The sequence below is a fragment of the Bradyrhizobium jicamae genome (assembly GCF_018130215.1).
In the GTDB taxonomy this organism is placed as follows: Bacteria; Pseudomonadota; Alphaproteobacteria; order Rhizobiales; family Xanthobacteraceae; genus Bradyrhizobium; species Bradyrhizobium jicamae_A.
This window is the reverse complement of sequence record NZ_JAFCKQ010000001.1, coordinates 524,089-542,649: the sequence shown is the minus strand read 5'-3', so window position 1 is coordinate 542,649 and position 18,561 is coordinate 524,089. Positions and strand designations below refer to the sequence as shown.

Annotated in this window: 16 protein-coding genes; 5 read left to right on the top strand and 11 right to left on the bottom strand. The window is 64.6% G+C overall.

The window, feature by feature from the left end:
• Positions 1 to 39 precede the first annotated feature (39 nt).
• The 5 genes from JQ586_RS02465 to JQ586_RS02445 form a co-directional block, all read right to left on the bottom strand.
• On the bottom strand, positions 40 to 825 hold the full coding sequence (locus JQ586_RS02465; protein WP_212392882.1) for an ABC transporter ATP-binding protein: 786 nt from the start codon (positions 823 to 825) through the stop codon (positions 40 to 42).
• The gene (locus JQ586_RS02460; protein WP_212392881.1) at positions 822 to 2,792 is read right to left on the bottom strand and encodes an AMP-binding protein; all 1,971 of its coding nucleotides are present in this window, start codon (positions 2,790 to 2,792) and stop codon (positions 822 to 824) included. Before JQ586_RS02460 ends, JQ586_RS02465 begins: the two co-directional genes overlap by 4 nt.
• A 331-nt stretch (positions 2,793 to 3,123) precedes the next feature.
• Positions 3,124 to 3,627, bottom strand: a complete 504-nt coding sequence (locus JQ586_RS02455; RefSeq protein ID WP_212392880.1) for a YkgB family protein — start codon at positions 3,625 to 3,627, stop codon at positions 3,124 to 3,126.
• Positions 3,628 to 3,666: 39 nt separating this feature from the next.
• Positions 3,667 to 4,203: a carboxymuconolactone decarboxylase family protein gene (locus tag JQ586_RS02450; protein WP_212392879.1), complete on the bottom strand. Its 537-nt coding sequence runs from the start codon at positions 4,201 to 4,203 to the stop codon at positions 3,667 to 3,669.
• Between the two features lie 216 nt (positions 4,204 to 4,419).
• On the bottom strand, positions 4,420 to 5,319 hold the full coding sequence (locus JQ586_RS02445) for a transporter substrate-binding domain-containing protein (RefSeq protein ID WP_212392878.1): 900 nt from the start codon (positions 5,317 to 5,319) through the stop codon (positions 4,420 to 4,422).
• Positions 5,320 to 5,458: 139 nt separating this feature from the next.
• Here JQ586_RS02445 and JQ586_RS02440 point away from each other — a divergent pair, with 139 nt between their 5' ends.
• Positions 5,459 to 6,154, top strand: coding sequence for a GntR family transcriptional regulator (locus tag JQ586_RS02440; protein ID WP_212392877.1), 696 nt, complete (start codon positions 5,459 to 5,461; stop codon positions 6,152 to 6,154).
• 60 nt (positions 6,155 to 6,214) lie between these two features.
• Positions 6,215 to 7,585, top strand: coding sequence for an FAD-binding oxidoreductase (locus JQ586_RS02435; RefSeq protein ID WP_212392876.1), 1,371 nt, complete (start codon positions 6,215 to 6,217; stop codon positions 7,583 to 7,585).
• 24 nt (positions 7,586 to 7,609) lie between these two features.
• On the opposite strand, the gene JQ586_RS02430 is transcribed toward JQ586_RS02435, so the two are convergent.
• From JQ586_RS02430 to JQ586_RS02415, 4 genes are all read right to left on the bottom strand, one after another.
• Positions 7,610 to 8,656: an alpha/beta fold hydrolase gene (locus tag JQ586_RS02430; RefSeq protein ID WP_212392875.1), complete on the bottom strand. Its 1,047-nt coding sequence runs from the start codon at positions 8,654 to 8,656 to the stop codon at positions 7,610 to 7,612.
• Between the two features lie 73 nt (positions 8,657 to 8,729).
• Positions 8,730 to 9,536: a crotonase/enoyl-CoA hydratase family protein gene (locus JQ586_RS02425; RefSeq protein ID WP_212392874.1), complete on the bottom strand. Its 807-nt coding sequence runs from the start codon at positions 9,534 to 9,536 to the stop codon at positions 8,730 to 8,732.
• A 194-nt stretch (positions 9,537 to 9,730) separates the two neighbouring features.
• Positions 9,731 to 10,645, bottom strand: coding sequence for a phosphoribosylaminoimidazolesuccinocarboxamide synthase (locus JQ586_RS02420; RefSeq protein WP_212392873.1), 915 nt, complete (start codon positions 10,643 to 10,645; stop codon positions 9,731 to 9,733).
• 130 nt (positions 10,646 to 10,775) lie between these two features.
• Complete coding sequence (locus JQ586_RS02415; protein WP_212392872.1) at positions 10,776 to 11,693, bottom strand: pirin family protein; 918 nt, start codon at positions 11,691 to 11,693, stop codon at positions 10,776 to 10,778.
• A 136-nt stretch (positions 11,694 to 11,829) separates the two neighbouring features.
• Between JQ586_RS02415 and JQ586_RS02410 the strand changes: the two genes are divergently transcribed.
• The 3 genes from JQ586_RS02410 to JQ586_RS02400 all read left to right on the top strand — a co-directional run bounded on the left by JQ586_RS02410 (position 11,830) and on the right by JQ586_RS02400 (position 15,156).
• Entirely contained in the window at positions 11,830 to 12,405 is a 576-nt protein-coding gene (locus tag JQ586_RS02410) for a GNAT family N-acetyltransferase (RefSeq protein WP_212392871.1), read from the top strand.
• 63 nt (positions 12,406 to 12,468) lie between these two features.
• Complete coding sequence (locus JQ586_RS02405; RefSeq protein WP_212392870.1) at positions 12,469 to 13,524, top strand: helix-turn-helix domain-containing protein; 1,056 nt, start codon at positions 12,469 to 12,471, stop codon at positions 13,522 to 13,524.
• 204 nt (positions 13,525 to 13,728) lie between these two features.
• Positions 13,729 to 15,156 (top strand): serine hydrolase, encoded by a 1,428-nt coding sequence (locus JQ586_RS02400; protein ID WP_212392869.1) that lies wholly within the window; start codon positions 13,729 to 13,731, stop codon positions 15,154 to 15,156.
• A 137-nt stretch (positions 15,157 to 15,293) separates the two neighbouring features.
• Here JQ586_RS02400 and JQ586_RS02395 read toward each other — a convergent pair whose 3' ends face one another.
• Together JQ586_RS02395 and JQ586_RS02390 are read right to left on the bottom strand one after the other, a co-directional pair.
• Complete coding sequence (locus JQ586_RS02395; protein WP_409410951.1) at positions 15,294 to 16,835, bottom strand: DUF3300 domain-containing protein; 1,542 nt, start codon at positions 16,833 to 16,835, stop codon at positions 15,294 to 15,296.
• Between the two features lie 234 nt (positions 16,836 to 17,069).
• A complete protein-coding gene (locus JQ586_RS02390) occupies positions 17,070 to 18,440 on the bottom strand; it encodes an MmgE/PrpD family protein (RefSeq protein ID WP_212392868.1) in 1,371 nt (456 codons plus the stop codon).
• Positions 18,441 to 18,561: the final 121 nt, after the last annotated feature.

Below are 18,561 nucleotides of genomic sequence, written 5' to 3'. Positions count from 1 at the left end.
GACTTCCAGAAACTGCCCCAATGCGATCACGGAAGCTCCTCAGTGTGCGACGCCGAGATAGGCGTCGATGACGGTCTGGTTGCTCTTCACCTCGTCAGGCGTGCCGTCGGCGATCTTTACGCCGTGATCAAGCACTGCCACGCGATCCGAGAGATCCATGACCACGGCCATGTCGTGTTCGATCAGCGCGATCGTCGTACCGTAATGATTGTTCACATCGATGATGAACCGCGACATGTCCTCCTTCTCTTCGAGATTCATGCCTGCCATCGGCTCGTCGAGGAGGAGAAGGTCAGGCTCCATCGCGAGGGCGCGGCCGAGTTCGACGCGCTTCTGCAAGCCGTACGGCAAACGAGCCACCGGCACCTTGCGGATCGCCTCGATCTCAAGGAAATCGATAATCTCCTCGACCCGGTGCCGATGCTCGATCTCCTCTTTCAGCGCCGGGCCGTAACGCAGCATCTGCCACAACACGCCCCGGCGGACCTTCAGGACGCGGCCGGTCATGATGTTGTCGAGCGCGCTCATTCCCTTGAACAGCGCGACATTCTGGAAGGTGCGCGCGATGCCGCCGCGGGCGGCCTCGAAGGGCTGCATCCTGGCCCGGGTGCGGCCCTTGAAGGTGATTGCGCCATGATTGGGATGATAGAAACCGTTGATGACGTTGAGCATCGAGGTTTTGCCGGCGCCGTTGGGGCCGATGATGGCGCGTATTTCGCCCTTCTTGATGTTGAACGAAACCTCTCGCAGCGCCTTGACGCCGCCGAAGGCCAGTGAAACGCCCTCGACCTGAAGCAGGATTTCGCTGGTGTCCGGCGCCCTCATGCGGCCTTCCCCAGGGACTCCGCCGAGTCCGCCGTCTGCATGTCGTGGATCACGAGCCGGGCTGCGATCGTGCCTTTGCGGCCATCCTCGAACGTGACTTCGGTGGAAATGTCGGCCTCATGCGAGCCGTTGTAGATCGCGGTGAGCAGCGGCGCATAGCGTTCGGCAATGAACCGGCGGCGTATCTTCTGCGTTCGGGTCAGTTCGCCATCGTCCGCGTCGAGTTCCTTGTGCAAAATGAGGAAGCGACGAATCTGAGCGCCCGCAAGCACCTTTTCCTTGACGAGAGAACGGTTCGCCGCGGCAACGTCCTTCGCGACCATGTCGTAGACCAGCGGATGGCCGGCAAGTTCCTGATAGGATCCGTAGGCGACGTTGTTGCGTTCCGCCCAGTTCGCGACGGCGACCGGGTCGATGTTGAGCATCGCACAAACGAACTCCCTCGAGTCGCCGAACGTGATCGCCTCCTTGATATTGGGGTAGAACTTCAGCTTGTTCTCGAGATATTTCGGCGCAAACATCGTACCGTCGGCCAGCCGGCCGACATCCTTCGCACGATCGATGATCTTGAGATGCCCGGTCTTCTCGTCGAAAAAGCCGGCATCGCCGGTCTTGATGTACCCGTCGGACGTCAGGGTTTCCGCGGTCTTTGCCGGATCCTTGAAATATCCGACGAACATGCCGGGCGAGCGAAACTGCACTTCGCCTGATTCCGCGATACGGATGTCGACGTTCGGCGCCGCCGGACCAACCGTGTCGGAGTAGATCTCGCCATCAGGCTGGCACGTCACATAAAGGAACGCTTCGGTCTGACCGTAGAGCTGCTTCAGATTCAGTCCGATCGAGCGGAAGAATGTGAACAGATCCGGACCGATGGCCTCGCCTCCGGTATAAGCCACGCGCACCCGCGACAGGCCCAGAACGTTCTTGAGAGGCTCATAGATCAGCAAGCGCCCGAGCGCATACAGCAACCGGCCCGCCAGCGGCACGGGATGTCCGGTCAGGATCGCCTCGCCGTGCCGGTGCGCAACATCGAGAAAGTATTTGAACATCCGCCGCTTGATAGGCGCGGCGTCCTCCATGCGGACCATCAGCCGCGTCAACATGACCTCAAAACCGCGTGGCGGGGCCAAATAGTAGGTCGGTCCGATCTCATGCCGATCCTGCTCGATGGTGTCGCGGCTCTCGGGGCAGGCCATGCAGAATCCCGCGACGAGGCCCTGGACATAGCTGACATAATGATCGCCCGCCCAAGCCAGTGGCAGATACGCGAGCACCACGTCCTTGTCGGTCAGCTTGTCGAACCGCGTGGTATCGATTGCGGCATCGATGGAGCCTCGCATCGACAGCATGACGCCCTTCGGAGCGCCGGTCGTGCCCGAGGTGTAGAGGATGATCGCGACATCCGAACCGGTGCCCGCCTCCACGTATTCATCAATCCGTTCACCAAGCGCCGCGTCGGCCGCAAGCGAGGCGCGGCCGTCCGCGATGACATCGCCGATGGCGATCAATCGGCCGTGGTCGTAGCCGTCAAGTCCACGCGGCTCGTCATAGACGATCTTGCCGAGTTGCGGCAGTCGGTCGGCCACAGACAGGATCTTGTCGACCTGCTCCTGGTCTTGTGCTGCGACAAACTTCACCTCGGCGTGGGCGAGAACAAACGCCAACTCGTCGGCAACCGCGTCCGAGTAAACCGGGACCGGAATCGCGTGCAGCGCCTGCGCTGCCATGATGGTCCAGTAGAGCTTCGGCCGATTGGAGCCGACTACGGCGAGTGTGTCGCCTGACTGCAATCCAAGTCGATGCAAGCCTGCGGCATAGGCTCGCACGATCTCGGCAACTTGGGCCCAGGTCCAGGTCTGCCAGATGCCGAGATCCTTGTGCCGAAACGCCGGACGCGTGCCGAACTGCGCGCAGTTTCGCAGAAGCAATTTGGGGAACGTATCAAACGGTCCGCTGCCGGCCATATCGCTTTCGATCCCAAAAACCGGTGCGTTGGTTCGCCCCTGCTTATGGTGACGCCGGCCCGTTTCGGGCAGCAGCCATGCGAGTGCCGCATGTTCCAACATACAACGGATTGAAACTCCGACAAGTGGCAGATTGGCAGAGCATGTTGCTCGGCGGGCCAACCACGATGTGCAAGTTGTGCCGAACGAGTCCGTTCACCAGGCCAGTCGAGGAACACGTTGCAGCGCGAAGAGGAAGGCCGGCACCTGAAGGAGTAATCCCAATGCGCCATCGCCGGCGAGCGGGTTGCTCGCCGGCGATGCATGGCGGTCGGCAGTATGTCGGCTCGCGTTACGCTCGCGCCAGGCGCATAGCGTCCTGCTTCAGGAGGTAGAGCGAGACGGCGAGCAGCACGACATCCTTCATCAGGAAGGGCACGTTACCCGTCATCGCCGGGAAACCTCCCGCCGCGACATCCCAGCCGTCAGGCATGAACGGAATGATGGTGACGGTTGCGATGAAGGTGCCGGTCGAGCCGAGCGCGCCGAGAACGCCGAGCCGCTTGTCCCAGAAGCCGGCCAGCAGCAGGGACCCGAACGTCCATTCCGAAGCGCCCAGGAAAAAGCTGGCACCGGCGTGGCCGAACACCGGGTACAGCCACCAGATCAGCGGCCCGTTGCTGATGAACGGGACCAGTCGTTCGAACTCATACGGAAACCATTTCTGGTAACCGAAGAACAGGAACATGATCACCATCGAGGCCCGGACGATGTGGTAGTCGAGGTCTTCGGCAAGCAGGCCGGACCTGTAGAGCGCGCGGACCAGCGGATTTCGAACTGTCGTGAGCGTGGTCATTGTCGTGATCCTTTCAAACGCGTGACTCGCGCGGCCGCCTCAGGCGACCGCGGGGAAGTCGACGTCGGTGTCGTTGATGCGATTGAAGATGTTGGTGAACACGATGACCGAGAACGCCAGGCTGATCTCGACCAGTTGCGCGTCGGTATAGCCCGCGGCCTTGATCGCGGCGAACTCTTCATCGCTGACCGTGCCGCTGGTTCGTGCGAGCCTGCGGACGAAACGGACCAGCGCATCGTACCTGGCGTCGCCGGTCGGCTGGCCGTTACGGATCTGCTTCAGTACGTCCGGCTTCAGGCCTGCCCGCTGGGCGAAATGCGTGTGCGCGGCGACACAATAATCACAGCCGCCGACTGCGCTGACGACGAGCTTGATGATTTCCTGGTCGCGCCTCGGCAGGCTGCCGGAGGCGAGCACCGCGTCCGCGGCGACCATCGCCTTGAGCGCGGCCGGACCATGGGCAGCGAGCGCCGCGTAGGCGTTCGGGACGACCCCGACAGCCTTCTTGATCTGTGCATAGACCTGGCCCGACGGACCGGTATCTGCTTCGAGATTGGGGGTTGAGAGACGGGACATGACGGCACTCCTTGGTTGGGGTCATGAACGATTGCGGAGTGACAATAGGATCCCGTCATGAGGCATTGAATATCACAAAGGCTCGAAAATATGCTCCATCGTCTCAAGCTCGTGCGTTGTCCGGGGGCGTCGCCACGGACTGGCGAACCGGCTGTTCGAGATGATGCTGGCGCGCGGGCGGCGGCCCGACCTTGATATCGACGATATCCAGCCGTTTCACACGCCCTTGTCGTTCGGGCTTGCGACCGCGTCCTTCAGCGGCGCGGTCATCGGAAAGTTCAGGTTCACGCTCCTGGGCGGAATCGGGCGCATGAACCATTTCGCGTAGAGCGCGTCGAACTCGCCCGTCTTCATCATCGTGGTCAGCGTCCTGTCAACCAGGGCCTTGAACTCCGGATCGCCCTTGCGGATGATCAGCCCGTACGGCTCGGTGCGCAGGCTGTCGTCGATGATGCGCCAGTCGGACGGATTGGCACTTCCCGCGATCAAACTGGCGAGCAAAATGTCGTCCATGATGAAGGCCTCGCTGCGTCCCGTGGTCAGCGCGAGAAACGAGGCGGCATGATCCGGAGCCAGGATGTTCCTGGTCTGGAAATTCTTCTCCTGGCCGCGCGCGGCAAGCAGCCCGATCGAGGTTGAGCCCGAGGTCAGCGAGACGGCGCGGCCGCCCAGATCCTCGAATGTCCTGATCGGCGAATCCTTGCGCACCACGGCGCGGATGCTCGACACGAAGATGGTGTCGCTGAAGGCGACGACCTTCTGCCGCTCCAGCGTGTTGGTTGCCGGACCGCAGACGATGTCGATGGTCCCGTTCTCGATCAACGGGATCTGGGTCGAAAGCTGGATCGGCTGCAGCCTGGTCTGGAGCGACGGCAGCGTGAGCTCTGCCTTCACCGCCTCGACGATGCCCCCGCAGAGGTCCATCGCGAACCCGACCGGCTTCTGATTGTCGTCGAGATAGGAGAACGGCACCGACACGTCGCGGTGCCCGAGCGTGATCTGGCCGCTGTCCCTGATCTTGGCCAGCGTGCCACCAGGCGACTGGGCGCACGCGGGCACGAGCGTCCATGTCGCAAGAAAGAGTAGGGAAATCATTATCTTAAGGAGAGGATTCATCGTGGGTTCCCGAAAGCTGGCGATGGTTGGATACGATTTCAGTAGATTTTATACGCGATATTGCATAATCGAAGAATTGATTTTATACAATCATGACCCGATATTATGATTTCGCGTCACGCCACGAGAGGGAAGCCGCATGGGACCTGCAACCGCTTCAGGCAATCGAGCGGCGGGCGTTCACGGGTCGACCCCGGACGCCGTGCGCGAGGCGCTCCGGCGCGCGATCAGCTCCGGCGAACTCGTGCCGGGACTGCAGTTGCGGCAGGACGAGCTGGCGGAGCGGTTCGGAACCAGCCGCATCCCGGTGCGCGAGGCGCTGCGACAGCTCGAAGCCGAGGGCTTCGTGACCTTCCTGCCGAACCGCGGCGCAGTCGTCTCCGACCTGTCGATCGACGAGGTGATCGAGCTGCTCGAGATCCGCATCGCGCTCGAGTGCCACGCGCTCCGGCTGGCGATCCCTGCGATGGGCGAGCTCGATCTCGAAGCGGCGACGAAGATCCTCCGTGCCTACGACGCGGAACCCGATCCGGCGCAATGGGGCGCCTTCAACTGGAAATTCCACTCGACGCTCTACGCGCCGTGCAATCGTCCGCGCCTGCTTGCGATGATCGAGGCGAATTACGGCCATGTCAGCCGCTTCACGCGGGCGCTGGTGTCGCAGGCGACCGGCAAGGAGCGCCCGCAGCGCGAGCACTACCGGATGGTCGAACTGTGCCGCGACGGCGAGGCCAAGAAGGCGGTCCGCCTGCTGCGCGACCATATCGAGGAAACGCAGAAGATGCTGCGATCGGCGCAGCGCCAGGCGCTGCGCGATACGGGCCCCGAGAGCTGATCGACTTTGCCGTTTCAAGACTGACCATCGCAGGTGTCCACCGGGCACGGGAGAGTGCGTGTGAAAGCGAATGACGTCGACATCCTGGTGATCGGTGCGGGCATCGTCGGCATCGCCACCGCCTATTATCTCGCCGTACAGCACAAGCGCTCGCGCCTCCTGATCGTCGACGAGAGTCAACCGATGGCGCTGACTTCGGCGCAATCGGGCGAGAACTACCGCAACTGGTGGCCGCATCCGACAATGGCCGACTTCACCAACCACAGCACCGACCTGATGGAGGACATCGCGCGGCGCAGCGACAATCGCATCCACATGACGCGGCGCGGCTACTTCCTTGCCACGCGCGAGGAGCGGCCGGAGGAGCTGTTGCAGCAATTGTTCGCCGGCTATGGCGACCAGGCCGCGGCGCAGATCCGCCTGCATGAAGGCATCACGAGCGACTATGCGCCGCCGCTGTCGGCGGACTGGCAAGCCGCGCCCGATGGCGTCGACGTGTTGCTCTGCCGCGACCTGATCCAGAAATACTACCCGGCGTTCGACAAGGAGGTTGCGACCGGGCTGCATATCCGCAGGGCCGGCGACATCAGCGGCCAGCAGCTCGGCCAATACATGCTCGAGACGATGCGGCTCTCCGGCGCGCAGTTTCAGCAAGCCAGGGTTCTCGGCATCGCAAAGGCCGAGCGGTTCGATGTCGATGTGCTCGCCGATGGTGCGAGGCAGACCATCAAGGCCGACATCATCGTCAATGCTGCAGGCCCCTTTGCCGCGCAGGTGGCGGCGATGCACGGCGAAGAGCTGCCGATCGTCAACGTGCTGCAGCAGAAGATCGCCTTCGCCGACCGCAATCGCGCGGTCGACCGCCGCATGCCGTTCACGATCGATCTCGACGGCCAGACGCTCGCCTGGTCCGACGACGAGCGCGAGGCGTTGGCGGCGGCTCCCGAGTTTGCACAATTGCTGGCGCCGATGCCCGGCAGCATTCATTGCCGTCCTGACGGCGGCGATCACGGCGAATGGATCAAGCTCGGCTGGGCCTTCAACGCCGAGACGACGACCGAGCCGGTGCGCGAGCCGGAGCTGAACCCTTACTTCCCGGAAGTCGTGCTGCGCGCGGCGAGCCGGCTGCAACCCGCGCTCGCGCGATATCTCGGCGCCCTGCCGCGCGACCGCGTGCATTACGGCGGCTACTACCCGATGACGAAGGAAAACTGGCCGCTGCTTGGCGCGGCGCGGACGCCGGGCGTGTTCCTGGCGACTGCGCTGTCCGGTTACGGCACCATGGGCGCCTGCGCCGCCGGCGATCTCTGCGCCCGCGCCGTCGTCGGCGCGCCAGTGCCTGCCTTCGCTCGCAGCCTCTCGCTCGCGCGCTACGAGGACAAGGCGCTGATGGACGGGCTGCAGGCAACCGCGAGCCGCGGGCTGCTGTAGCCGGCGGTTGCGGATTGCCTGGCTCTAACCGAGGCTGTCCATGAACGTGCGCAGCCGCGGCGCCCATTTGTGCGCGTCGCGACCCGACGCGGAGTGACCGTAGTCGCTGTCGAGCAGGAAATAGTCGGCGTCGACACCGGCGGCCTCAAGCGCCGGCATCACCTGCGGCGCGAGCTCGGGCGGGAACAGCTTGTCGGTCCGCGACAGCACATACAGCACCTTGGCCTTGATCCGCGCGAACTGCCCGGTAACGTCGAAGCCGCGCAGCGCCCTGGCAAGCGTCAGCAGCGAATTGGCGTCGAAACCCCTGGCCCATTCCGTCGCCTCGGCGCGGATCGCGGCCTCGATCTCTGCGGGATCGCTCAGCGTGTCGCGCAGCCGGGTTTCGATGCCGTAAGTCTTCAGCGTCGCGGTGCGGATCCGGATCATGCTCTCGATCACGCCGCCGTGATCGTAATAGTCACCGCCGTTCCAGTTCGGATCCTGCGACAGCGTTGCCATCAGGCGCGCGACATTGCCCTCGGCGCGCTCCCGCGGCACCAGCGGTGCGGTGACGATTGCGGCGATGCCACGCATGGCGTCCGGATAGTTCACCGCCCATTGCAGCGCCTGGAATCCGCCATAGGACGGGCCGACGATTGCAACGAGCTTCTCAACGCCGAGATCATCGAGCAACGCGCGCTGGGTGGCGACGATGTCGCTGACGGTGATGTCAGGAAAGCGCGGCCCGTAACGCCGGCCCGTTCGCGGATCGAAGCTCGCCGCATTGGTCGAGCCGTAGGACGAGCCCAGCATGTTGGGGCAGATCGCGAAGTAGCTGTTGGTGTCGACAGCCTTGCCGGGGCCGACGATCTCGCACCAGCTGCCCTCACCGGTCGATCCACCGGGATCGATCATCTGCGGCCCGCTGGTGTTGCCGTGGGTGATCAGCACGACATTGTCGCGTCTGGGAGCCAGCGTGCCGACGGTGCGATAGGCAATCGTGACCTCCGGCAGCACGCTGCCGTTCTGCAGCCGGACATCGGACGTGGTGAAGCTTTTCAGCTCGGTCGCAGGCGATTGTGCGGACATCTCTTCCTTCCGAATGGGTGCGCCACCAGCACAGCACGTCCGCAACCGGAACGCAAAGGCCGGCGCCGTGAAGTCACCCGTTGCCGCCTTCGCTGCCGAACGCGCCGTGACGGCCGACGCCGGAAGCGAAGCGCGTCGCGCCGGAGAGCGTCTCGCCCGAGGCGATCACCTCGAGCCCGCCGCGCATCTCGTTCTCGATCGCGTCTTCTTCTGCGAGGTCCCATTGCCGAAGTGCGGAGAGCCGATCGGCGCGCATGCAGTTTTGCGGGAACCGCGCGATGTCCCTGGCGAGCGCGATCGCATGCGCGCGCGTCTCGCCCTTCGGCACCAGCCGGTTCGCAAGCCCGATGCGATGGGCCTCAGGCCCGCCGACCGGGCGCCCGGTGAGGATCAGGTCGATCGCCTGCGAATGGCCGATCAGCCGCGGCAGGCGGATGGTGCCGAGATCGATCAGCGGCACGCCGAAGCGGCGACAGAAGATGCCGAAGGTCGCATCCTCGGCGACGACGCGCATGTCGGCCCACAATGCGAGCTCCATGCCGCCGGCGACCGCAAAGCCCTCGATCGCAGCGATCACGGGTTTCGAGAGCCGCAGCCGGCTCGGTCCCATCGGCGCGATGGTGTTGTGTCCGCCGATCTCGCGCTTCTTGTTGGGATCGCCTGAAGCCACCGCCTTCAGGTCCGCGCCTGCGCAGAAATAGCCGCCGGTGCCGGTGAACACGGCGACCGAAGCGCTGTCATCCGCATCGAATGCGAGGAATGCATCATACAGCTTGCGCGCGGTTGCGCCGTCGACGGCGTTGCGGCAGTGCGGACGATTGATGGAGATGATGGTGATCGGACCATCGCGCTCGACGAGCACGCTGTCGGCTTCGGTCATGGGGCGCTCCCTGAGAATTCCTGTTGCACTTCGAGAGTGGCATCCGGAGCGCCGATTGGGCAACCTGTATCCTTGCGTCATCGCGAGCCGACGGGCCGCACGGATGCGCGCCCGATGACAGGCTCAGCGAAGCAATCCATGCATCCGGATGCGTGGGGTGATGGATTGCTTCGCTTCGCTCGCAATGACGATGCTTAGACCTTCAACTCGCTTCCCGTCACGCGGCGGAACGCTTCGAGATAGCGCCGGCTGGTGGCGTCAACCACACTGTCCGGCAGCGGCGGCGCGGGGGCATCGCCGTTCCAGCGGCCGGCGCGGCGCTCGGCGTCGAGATAGTCGCGCAGCGGCTGCTTGTCGAAGCTCGGTTGCGGCTGGCCGGGCTTGTAGGCGTCGACCGCCCAGAAACGGGACGAATCCGGCGTCATCACCTCGTCGATCAGGATGATGCGGCCATCCTTGTCTCGGCCGAACTCGAATTTTGTATCGGCGATGATGATGCCGCGCGCGCGGCTGGTCTTCTCGCCATAGCCATAGACATCGCGCGCCATTGTCTCGAGCGTTGAAGCAACCTCGCTGCCCAGGATCTCGCGCACCCGAGACACCGTGATGTTCTCGTCGTGGCCGGCTTCCGCCTTGGTCGCCGGACTGAAGATCGCGGGCTCGAGCTTCTGGCTTTCGACCAGCCCAGCGCGCAGCTTCTCGCCGGCGAGCGTGCCGTCGGCCGCGTATTCCTTCCAGGCGGAGCCCGAGATGTAGCCGCGGATCACGCATTCGATCGGGAATACGGTGGTGCGTCTGCACAGCATCGCGCGTCCCAGGATGTCGGCCCGATGATCCCTGAGCGCGGGCACCTCGCGGATGATCTCGTCGGCATCGGCGCTGATCATGTGGTGCGGCACGGTGCCTTCGAGCTGCCGGAACCACCAGGCGCTGATCTGGGTCAGCACCGCGCCCTTCATCGGAATGGTCTCCGCCATGACAACGTCGAACGCCGAGATGCGGTCGGTCGTGAGCAGCAGCACGCGATCCTCGCCGACGGCATAGATATCGCGCACCTTGCCGCGGCCGATCCGGGGCAGGGGCAAATCGCTTGAGAGCATCGCGGTCATGAGCGTGGTCTTTCGAAAGCGGTGCGCCCGCGCGACGTCACGCGGGCGGCCAGGGACTGGAGCATGATCCGGAAAAGTGTGACGCAGCTTTCCGACAAGATCATGCTCAACAACTAGCACAGCAGATAGCTCACTCCGGCAGCGGAATGAACTCGTGTTCCTGCGGAACCGGCGCGAAACGCCCGGTTTTCCAGTCCTGTTTGGCCTGCTCGATCCGCTCCTTCGAGGAGGAGACGAAATTCCACCAGATGTGGCGCGGCCCCTCCAGTGCATCGCCGCCGAGCAACATCATCCGCGTCGGCCGCACTGTCTTGATGGTGATGCGATCGCCGGGCCGGAAGATCAGCAGCCGCGGCCCCTCATAGCGCTCGTTGGCGATCTCGACCTCGCCGTCGACGAGGTAGATCGCGCGTTCTTCATGATCGGGGTCGAGCGGCACCGAGGTGCCGGCCTTCGCCGTGACCTCGGTGTAGAACCAGGGCGAGACCATGGAGACCGGCGAGGTGATGCCGAACGCGGAGCCGGCGATCACCCGAGCCGTGAAGTCACGCTCCGAGATCATCGGCAGATCACCGGCCGCATAGTGCTGGAATGAGGGCGCGATCTCCTCCTTTCCGGCGGGCAGCGCGATCCAGCTCTGCAGGCCCAGCATCTTCTGGCCGTCGCGGCGCTGCACGTCGGGCGTGCGCTCGGAATGCGCGATGCCGCGGCCCGCCGTCATCAGGTTCATCGCGCCGGGCTGGATCTCCTGGACATTGCCCTCGCTGTCGCGATGCATGATGCTGCCGTCGAACAGATAGGTGACGGTGGCAAGCCCGATATGTGGATGCGGCCGCACGTCCATGCCCTTGCCGGCGAGGTATTGTACCGGGCCGAAATGATCGAAGAAGATGAATGGCCCGACCATCTGCCGCTTGCCATGCGGCAGGGCGCGGCGCACCGCAAAGCCGTCGCCGAGATCGCGGGTGCGCGGCACGATGATCAGCTCCAGCGCGTCACAGGTCCTGGGGTCGCCGAGTTCGGGATCAGTCGAGGGCTGCCAGCTCATCGCAATACTCCTTTGCAGTTTGCGGCAATCATACTCTCTATCCGTCGTCCCGGCCAAGCAAACGGGCCGCGCGAATGCTTGTGGCTCTGGCGCAGCTCCGATGACGGCAGCATAATTCCGGAAACAGGAGGATGCGATGGTTTCCCCGATCAAGCCCGGCGCCAGACTGCTGCAGGTCGATGGTCCCGTGATCGAGACCGCGCGGCTGATCCTGCGGCCGTGGCGTGCATCCGACATCGCCGGCAACACCGCTATGCTGTCCGATCCCGGTACCGCGCGTTTCATCACGCCGGATCACCAGCCGGTCACATCGGAGCTGAAGGGCTGGCGCAATGCGGCAGTCATCGCCGGCCACTGGGCGCTGCATGGATTCGGCATGTTCGCGGTCGAAGAAAAATCCTCATCCCGCTACATCGGTCGTGTCGGCCCGTATTATCCGCCGGAGTGGCCTGGATTCGAGGTGGGCTGGGGCATCGCCAAGGAGCATCGCGGCAAGGGCTATGCGGTGGAGGCCGCGCGCGCCGCGATCGACTTCGTGTTCGCAAACTTCACGGTCGACCGCATCATCCATTGCATCGATCCGGCCAACGTGGCTTCGCAGGCCGTGGCGCGGCGGCTTGGCGCCGAGAACGAGGGCCCCGGCACGCTCGAGGGCGACACCATTGATATCTGGGTGACGCAGCGCAGCCGCTGGCGGCGCGATGCTTCTTGAAAAAATCGCCGTGGCGGCCGATGTTCGGGCCGCTGCTGCCTCTCACTTGAAGCAAACCCATCGATGACCCTCGCTGCAACCGAACTGTGCCTGCGCGCCGCCACCGTGGCGCTGCTGCTGGTGCTTGCGGCTTCGATGTTCGCGGATTTCCGCAAGGTGCTCGCGGGCCGACTCGCGACCGGCTTCGCGCTCGGCTCGGCCGCGCATGCGGTGACCGCATCGATCGGCGCGGCGCCGGTCGCGGCCTGGCATGCGCCGCTGATCGCGCTCTCGACCGGCAACATCGTGGTATTCTGGCTGTTCACCCGCGCGCTGTTCGATGACGCCTTCCGCTTGCGCCGGTGGCACCTCCTGACCTGGGCGGCCGTCGTGGCCTTCAGCTTCGTCAACTGCATGTGGATCGCGCCGGGCGGCAACGCGCGGATCGCGATCACCATGGTCAACGTGCTCGTGCTCGTCTTCATCGCGCTTGCAGTGGTGCAGACCATCACCTCGTGGTCCGTGGACCTCGTCGAGCGCCGCCGCCGCGTCCGCGTCTTCATCGTCGCGGCGTCAGCGCTGTATGGCGGGTTGAATGCGCTGCTGCAGATCGCGTTCGCCGGCAGCGCCGGGAGAGCGGAATGGGCCAATACGCTCAACGCCGCGATGCTTGCCGGCATCGTAGCCGCGATCGCCTGGGCGATGATGCGCGTCGACGGCGCCGACCTGTTCACCGTGCCGGCCGAAGCCGTCGTGCTGGTAAAGCCGGCCGCGGCCGAGGAGGCAGCGGACCAGAGGCTGGTCGATGCCCTGATGCGGTTGATGGCGGACGAGCGCATCTACCGCCAGGACAACGTCACGATCGGCATGCTGGCGACGCGGCTGAAGATCCCCGAATACCGGCTGCGGCGGCTGATCAACCAGCGGCTCGGCTACCGCAATTTCAACGTCTTCCTCAACAACCACCGGATCGAGGAGGCCAAGGCCGCGCTCGCCGATCCGACCCAGGCCGAAGTCCCCGTCATCACCATCGCCATGGACGCCGGCTTCCAGTCGCTCGGTCCCTTCAACCGGGCCTTCAAGGCGACCACCGGCGTGACGCCGACGGAGTACCGGCGGCTGAAGGCCAGTGCGGCGTAACTTGTAGGGACTCTGAGCGTAGCTTCCGACCGGGTGCTCGCCTCAGAAGCCTGCGGCATTAGTGCTTAAAATCGCTGCACAATTTCAGAATCGGCGAGGTCTTTTCAAGCTTCAGCCAACCCGATTTCCAAATCCGGCGAGCACCCGCGCGTCGCATCCGGCTTCCTCCTGCCACGCATCAGCAGCGCCTTGCCGGAGGACCCTATGACCCGCAAAAAGCTCATTCTCACCCTCGTCGCTACCACCGCGCTCAGCGGGATCGCCTTCTCCGCCGCCCGGGCCCGGGACGTGCCGAGGGTCGCGACCGGCTTCGTCGCAAATGTCATCTGCTCGGAGACCTTCGTGTCAGGTCTTTCGCCGGCGCGGGTCTTCTCCGAGACCACCGAGGCGATGCCGGGCACCGGCCTGATCACCTGGGCGATGGACTACCAGGTCGACCGCACCCGGAAGGACGTCACAGTGACGCTGTTCGGCGTCGGCCGCAGCCATGCGGTCTATCGCGAGGGGTTGGGCTGCACGCTCGACCATGGCGAGACGCTGGCCGACGCCGCGCTCCCGCCGGAAAAACCGCAAGCCGCATCGCTGCCCGAGATCGCCGGTTCCGCCATCGTCGCGCCGCAGAGCCCGCAGCTTGCGATGGCGCTCGACCGCGCCTTTGCCGAGCCGGCAGAGCCGCCGTTCCGCCGCACCCGCGCTGTTGTCGTGATCAAGGATGGCCGCGTCGTCGCCGAGCGTTACGCCGACGGCATCGGCATCGATACCCCGCTGCTCGGCTTCTCCGCGACCAAATCGGTGATCTCGGCGCTGATCGGAATCCTGGTCCGCGAAGGCAAATTGACACGCGACCAGCCGGTCCCGATCGCGGCCTGGCAACGTCAGGACGATCCGCGCCATGCGATCACGGTCGACCAGCTGCTGCGCCACACCGCGGGACTTGCGCTCGGCAGTTCGCTGCAGGCCTCGCTTGCCTCCGCGCTCGAGCCGGTCAATCGGATGAAGTTCATGGAGCGGGATATGGCCGCCTTCGCCGAGAGCTTTCCGCTGGAAAGCGCGCCCGGCCGGGTCTGGAATTATCATGACGGCAACTACCTCGTCCTCTCGCATCTGATCCGCAACGCCGCCGGCGGGCATGCAGCGGATGTGCTGCGCTTCGCGCGCCAGGAGCTGTTCGGCCCGCTCGGCATGCGCAATGTCGTGATGCAATTCGACGCATCAGGAACGCCGGAAGGATCGAGCCAGATGATGGCGAGCGCGCGCGACTGGGCGCGCCTCGGCCTGCTCTATCTCAATGACGGCATGGCCGGCGGCAGGCGCATCCTGCCCGAGGGCTGGGCGGCCTATTCGGCTTCGGCCACGCCGAATGCCTGGGTCGGCTACGGCGCCGGCTTCTGGACCAATCTCGGTGACAGCTTTGGCGCCAACTATCGCATCGCGCATGGCTGGCCGCGCGATGCCTATTTTGCCAAGGGCACGATCGGCCAATACGTGATCATCGTGCCGTCGGAGCGGCTCGTCATCGCCCGTCTCGGCCGCTCGCCCAATTCGCCGCCGGATGCGGACGGCGTGTTCGGTCTGGTGCGCGATGTCGTGGCCGCGACGTCAGGCAAGACGAAGCTTGCGGGCGGCAATTGAACGGTACGACCTCAATCTTGTCCCTCGTCATCCCGCGCAAAGCCGAAGCCCTTGCGCGGGGAGCCGTTGGCGCTGACGGTGTCGACGCCGAAGGCGACGCGAACTGCAGCAGCGCCTGCAGGCCGCGCCCACCATCGTCAGCGCGTCGCCCCTATTGTCTTCGGCAACTGACCTCCCGAAGCGGCCCAATCGTCATACGAGCGGAACTTCAGGCCGAGCCGCTCGTAATAGACGCGGAGGTAACCGTCGCTGGCACGAGTGACGGCGTCGGGTCTCACCGCCTGCACTTCCTGCGCTATTACGCCAACATAAGTCTTGTCGCTGCCGTTGTATGAGAAGCGATAGTAACCGAGGCCGTTGTCGAGTCGTCCAAGGAACACCACGTCGTGTTTGAGCTGGATGTCGGATCGGCGTCCACCACCGCCACGACCACCACCACCACCACCACGGAAACCGCCACCGCCGCCGCGGAAACCGCCACCGCCGCCACGGAAGCCGCCGCCGCCGCCACGGAACGCCGCAGCCCGATGTCCGCCGCCAGCAAACCGCGCCCCGCCGCCGCCACGGCCCGCCGATGGCCTGAAATGTCCGGTTCTGGACGCTCCACGGTGCGCCGCGCGACCACCAGACCTTGCGTTCCTTGCCGCCGTCGAGCGGTTACCCGCTTGGCGATTGCCGGCCGTTCTGCCAGCACCGGCCTGCCTGTTTGTCGCTCGGCCTCGGTCGCCCGCGTTCGGACGATTGTTGCCGGTTCCTAATCCTTGCCGGTCTCCAGCTGGCCGTCGATTGGCGTTGCCAAACTTCTGTTGCAGGTTCGCGTTGTTATAACGCGCCCCCTGTCGATGGCTTGCATCATGTTGCCAATGCTCGACGCGAGCACCGCGATTGACGTCGATAGCTCCACCGCCCCAGTTGACCCGACTGCCGCCCCACCAACCGCCGCCACCCCAGTAGCCGCCGGTGGCCCATCGCCCCAGTGCATAGGCCGTGCCGAATGCCACGCCGGCCGCGATAACGCCGGCTCCGATGTAGCTGGGATAGCCCCAGTCGTAGGGATAGGCAGGATAGTCCGAGTAGGGCCAATCGCCATAAACCACGTTCGGCTCGTAATACGGAACGTAGATGCTGTCTTCCGAGGCAGGTTCAATGTAGATGACTTGCCGGTTCTGCTCCGACTTTGTCGTCACCTTCTGCTCTTTCGTGGTGACCAGCTTCTTCCTGTCATAGGCTTTCGAGCGGAGCCGCTGCACAGCATCCATCACGTCCTGCTGCTGAGCCAGAAATGCTTCGCCCAGCTTCTGGGTCCAGTCGAGATGCTCGTTCATCATCTGGAGAACCGACGGCGTCGCGACCAACGCCTTGACGCTTGCGTCCCAGCCCTGCTTCTCCGCAGCCGTCTTTAGGGCGTCTCCCTTCAGACCCTTGTTCTGATTCATCCAGCGTTCCGCGCGCACCACTTCGAGCGGATAGGTCGATGCCATGAGCACGTTCGACAACAGCGTGTCGGGATACAACGCAACCGGCGCGACCAGCGCATCGAGTTCGGCGGGCTTGAGCGCCGGTGGCTCGGGAACAGGCGAGGGAGCGGTGCTGGGTGTTTGAACTGGCTGATCGGTTGTCTGGGCTTGCAAGGGCGAACTGACGTTCAGCCATCCAAGGAAGGCGCATACCCAGCACATGATTCTAAGGATTCGCATATTGGTGGTCTCCACCCGAGCACGAGCTCCTACGATCGATCATGACGAGCGGCGGGTGATTTGACCTAGATCAAAGGACCTTGCGTGCGAAGCGGAGCTGCAAAGCTCGGACAAATCGAGTTGCGAGGAAACGGATTGCCGGGCTGGGGCCACCATCCAATCTGCAATCAGATTCCTGGCTTTCGCCAGGGACGACAGCGAGGGAGATACCCGCGCCTACTGTCGCCCCAGCTGCGTCGCCGTCTCCACGCGATCGAACCGTTCCAGCGTCAGGATCGCGTCGGCGAGCTGGTCGGCACGCTTGTCAAGCACGGGCCGCGCCAGCGTCAGGAACTTCTGCTGCATCGCCTGCGCGTCGGGGAACGAGGTTGGCTCGCCAGACGGATCGGCGTAGAGGCGCTCATGGGTGCCGTCGTCGGTTGTGATGGAGACGCGGGCGCCGAACGGGTGGGTGCGGCCGATCTCGAGGCGATCGTCCTGCACCACATCGAACTTGTCGGCGAGCGCGTCGATGGCCGCATCGCCGAGACGATCGTAATCGTCCCAGCCGAAGCGGCCCTGGTCGAGCGCGATTGCACCGGTGAAAAACATCGAGAACTGGCCGCCGACAACAGAGGTTGGATGCCGCTTGGTGGCGGCATCGCCGGTCAGCGTGATGCCGTTGCGGTGCAGGCCGATCTCGACCTTCCGGATCTGGTCCGGCGTCAGATTGTGCTCGCGGCGCATCGCGATCAGCGCGTCGATCGCCGCATGGGTGTAGCGGCAGCTCGGATAGGGCTTTACGCCGATCTTCATGGTCTCATAGGTGCGGCCGAGGCCGGCCACCGCCTTGTCGGGATGCGCGTCGTCGCTGTAGCCGACCAACAGGCCGTGCTTGCCCTCGACCGATTCGCTCGATCCGACGAAATCATTGCGCGCCAGGGTCGCTGCGATCACGCCGTTCATCGCGGCGGCGCCGACCTGATAGCGCTTGTTCCAGGCGCCGTTGACCAGGAATTGCAACGAGCCGGCGGCCTGGCTGCCGGAGACGCCGAATGCGGAAGCGATCTGCTCCTTCGACAGGCCGAACAGCTTCGCGGCCGCCGCCGCGGCGCCATAGGTGCCGGCGGTCGCCGTCGGGTGGAAGCCGCGAGCGTAATGCGAGGTCGGGTCGAGCGCGTTGCCGAGCCGGCAGCACACTTCATAGCCGGCTACGATCGCGGTCAGCACGTCGCGTCCGGACGCACCCACCATCTCGCCGACCGCGAACGCGGCGGGGACCACCGGTGCGCTCGGATGCAGCGAGGAATCGGCGTGGGTGTCGTCGAAGTCGAGGGAATGGCCGAGCGCGCCGTTCAGCAGCGCGGCGACGGCCGGGGTCCAGGTCTTGGTGTCGCCGAACACGGTGGCTTCGCCCTTGCCGTCCAGCGCCAACGCCTCCAGCATCTTCATCAGCGAGGGGGTCGATTCCGCGTCGCGGCGGGCGCGGATGGTGCTGCCGAGGAAATCCAGCGTAAGGACCTTGGCGCGCTGCAAAACCTCCGGCGGGATGTCCTGAAATTTCAGATCGGCGACATAGGCGGCGAGCGTTGCGGTTTCGTGGGCCATCGTGTTTCCTCAATTTTGCGGCGCAGGGTAGGCGGGGCTGACTTGCCTTTCAAGCGGTTGCCTTTCAAGCCGACTTGCCGCCGCGGGCAACTGCCATGCCCTAGTTCAGATAACACGGACT

Bases quoted from the DNA above. Each gene is read 5' to 3' on its own strand.
- JQ586_RS02465 (WP_212392882.1), bottom strand. From the start codon at position 825: ATGAGGGCGCCGGACACCAGCGAAATCCTGCTTCAGGTCGAGGGCGTT.
- JQ586_RS02460 (WP_212392881.1), bottom strand. From the start codon at position 2,792: ATGGCCGGCAGCGGACCGTTTGATACGTTCCCCAAATTGCTTCTGCGA.
- JQ586_RS02455 (WP_212392880.1), bottom strand. From the start codon at position 3,627: ATGACCACGCTCACGACAGTTCGAAATCCGCTGGTCCGCGCGCTCTAC.
- JQ586_RS02450 (WP_212392879.1), bottom strand. From the start codon at position 4,203: ATGTCCCGTCTCTCAACCCCCAATCTCGAAGCAGATACCGGTCCGTCG.
- JQ586_RS02445 (WP_212392878.1), bottom strand. From the start codon at position 5,319: ATGAATCCTCTCCTTAAGATAATGATTTCCCTACTCTTTCTTGCGACA.
- JQ586_RS02440 (WP_212392877.1), top strand. From the start codon at position 5,459: ATGGGACCTGCAACCGCTTCAGGCAATCGAGCGGCGGGCGTTCACGGG.
- JQ586_RS02430 (WP_212392875.1), bottom strand. From the start codon at position 8,656: ATGTCCGCACAATCGCCTGCGACCGAGCTGAAAAGCTTCACCACGTCC.
- JQ586_RS02425 (WP_212392874.1), bottom strand. From the start codon at position 9,536: ATGACCGAAGCCGACAGCGTGCTCGTCGAGCGCGATGGTCCGATCACC.
- JQ586_RS02420 (WP_212392873.1), bottom strand. From the start codon at position 10,645: ATGACCGCGATGCTCTCAAGCGATTTGCCCCTGCCCCGGATCGGCCGC.
- JQ586_RS02415 (WP_212392872.1), bottom strand. From the start codon at position 11,693: ATGAGCTGGCAGCCCTCGACTGATCCCGAACTCGGCGACCCCAGGACC.
- JQ586_RS02410 (WP_212392871.1), top strand. From the start codon at position 11,830: ATGGTTTCCCCGATCAAGCCCGGCGCCAGACTGCTGCAGGTCGATGGT.
- JQ586_RS02405 (WP_212392870.1), top strand. From the start codon at position 12,469: ATGACCCTCGCTGCAACCGAACTGTGCCTGCGCGCCGCCACCGTGGCG.
- JQ586_RS02400 (WP_212392869.1), top strand. From the start codon at position 13,729: ATGACCCGCAAAAAGCTCATTCTCACCCTCGTCGCTACCACCGCGCTC.
- JQ586_RS02395 (WP_409410951.1), bottom strand. From the start codon at position 16,835: ATGTGCTGGGTATGCGCCTTCCTTGGATGGCTGAACGTCAGTTCGCCC.
- JQ586_RS02390 (WP_212392868.1), bottom strand. From the start codon at position 18,440: ATGGCCCACGAAACCGCAACGCTCGCCGCCTATGTCGCCGATCTGAAA.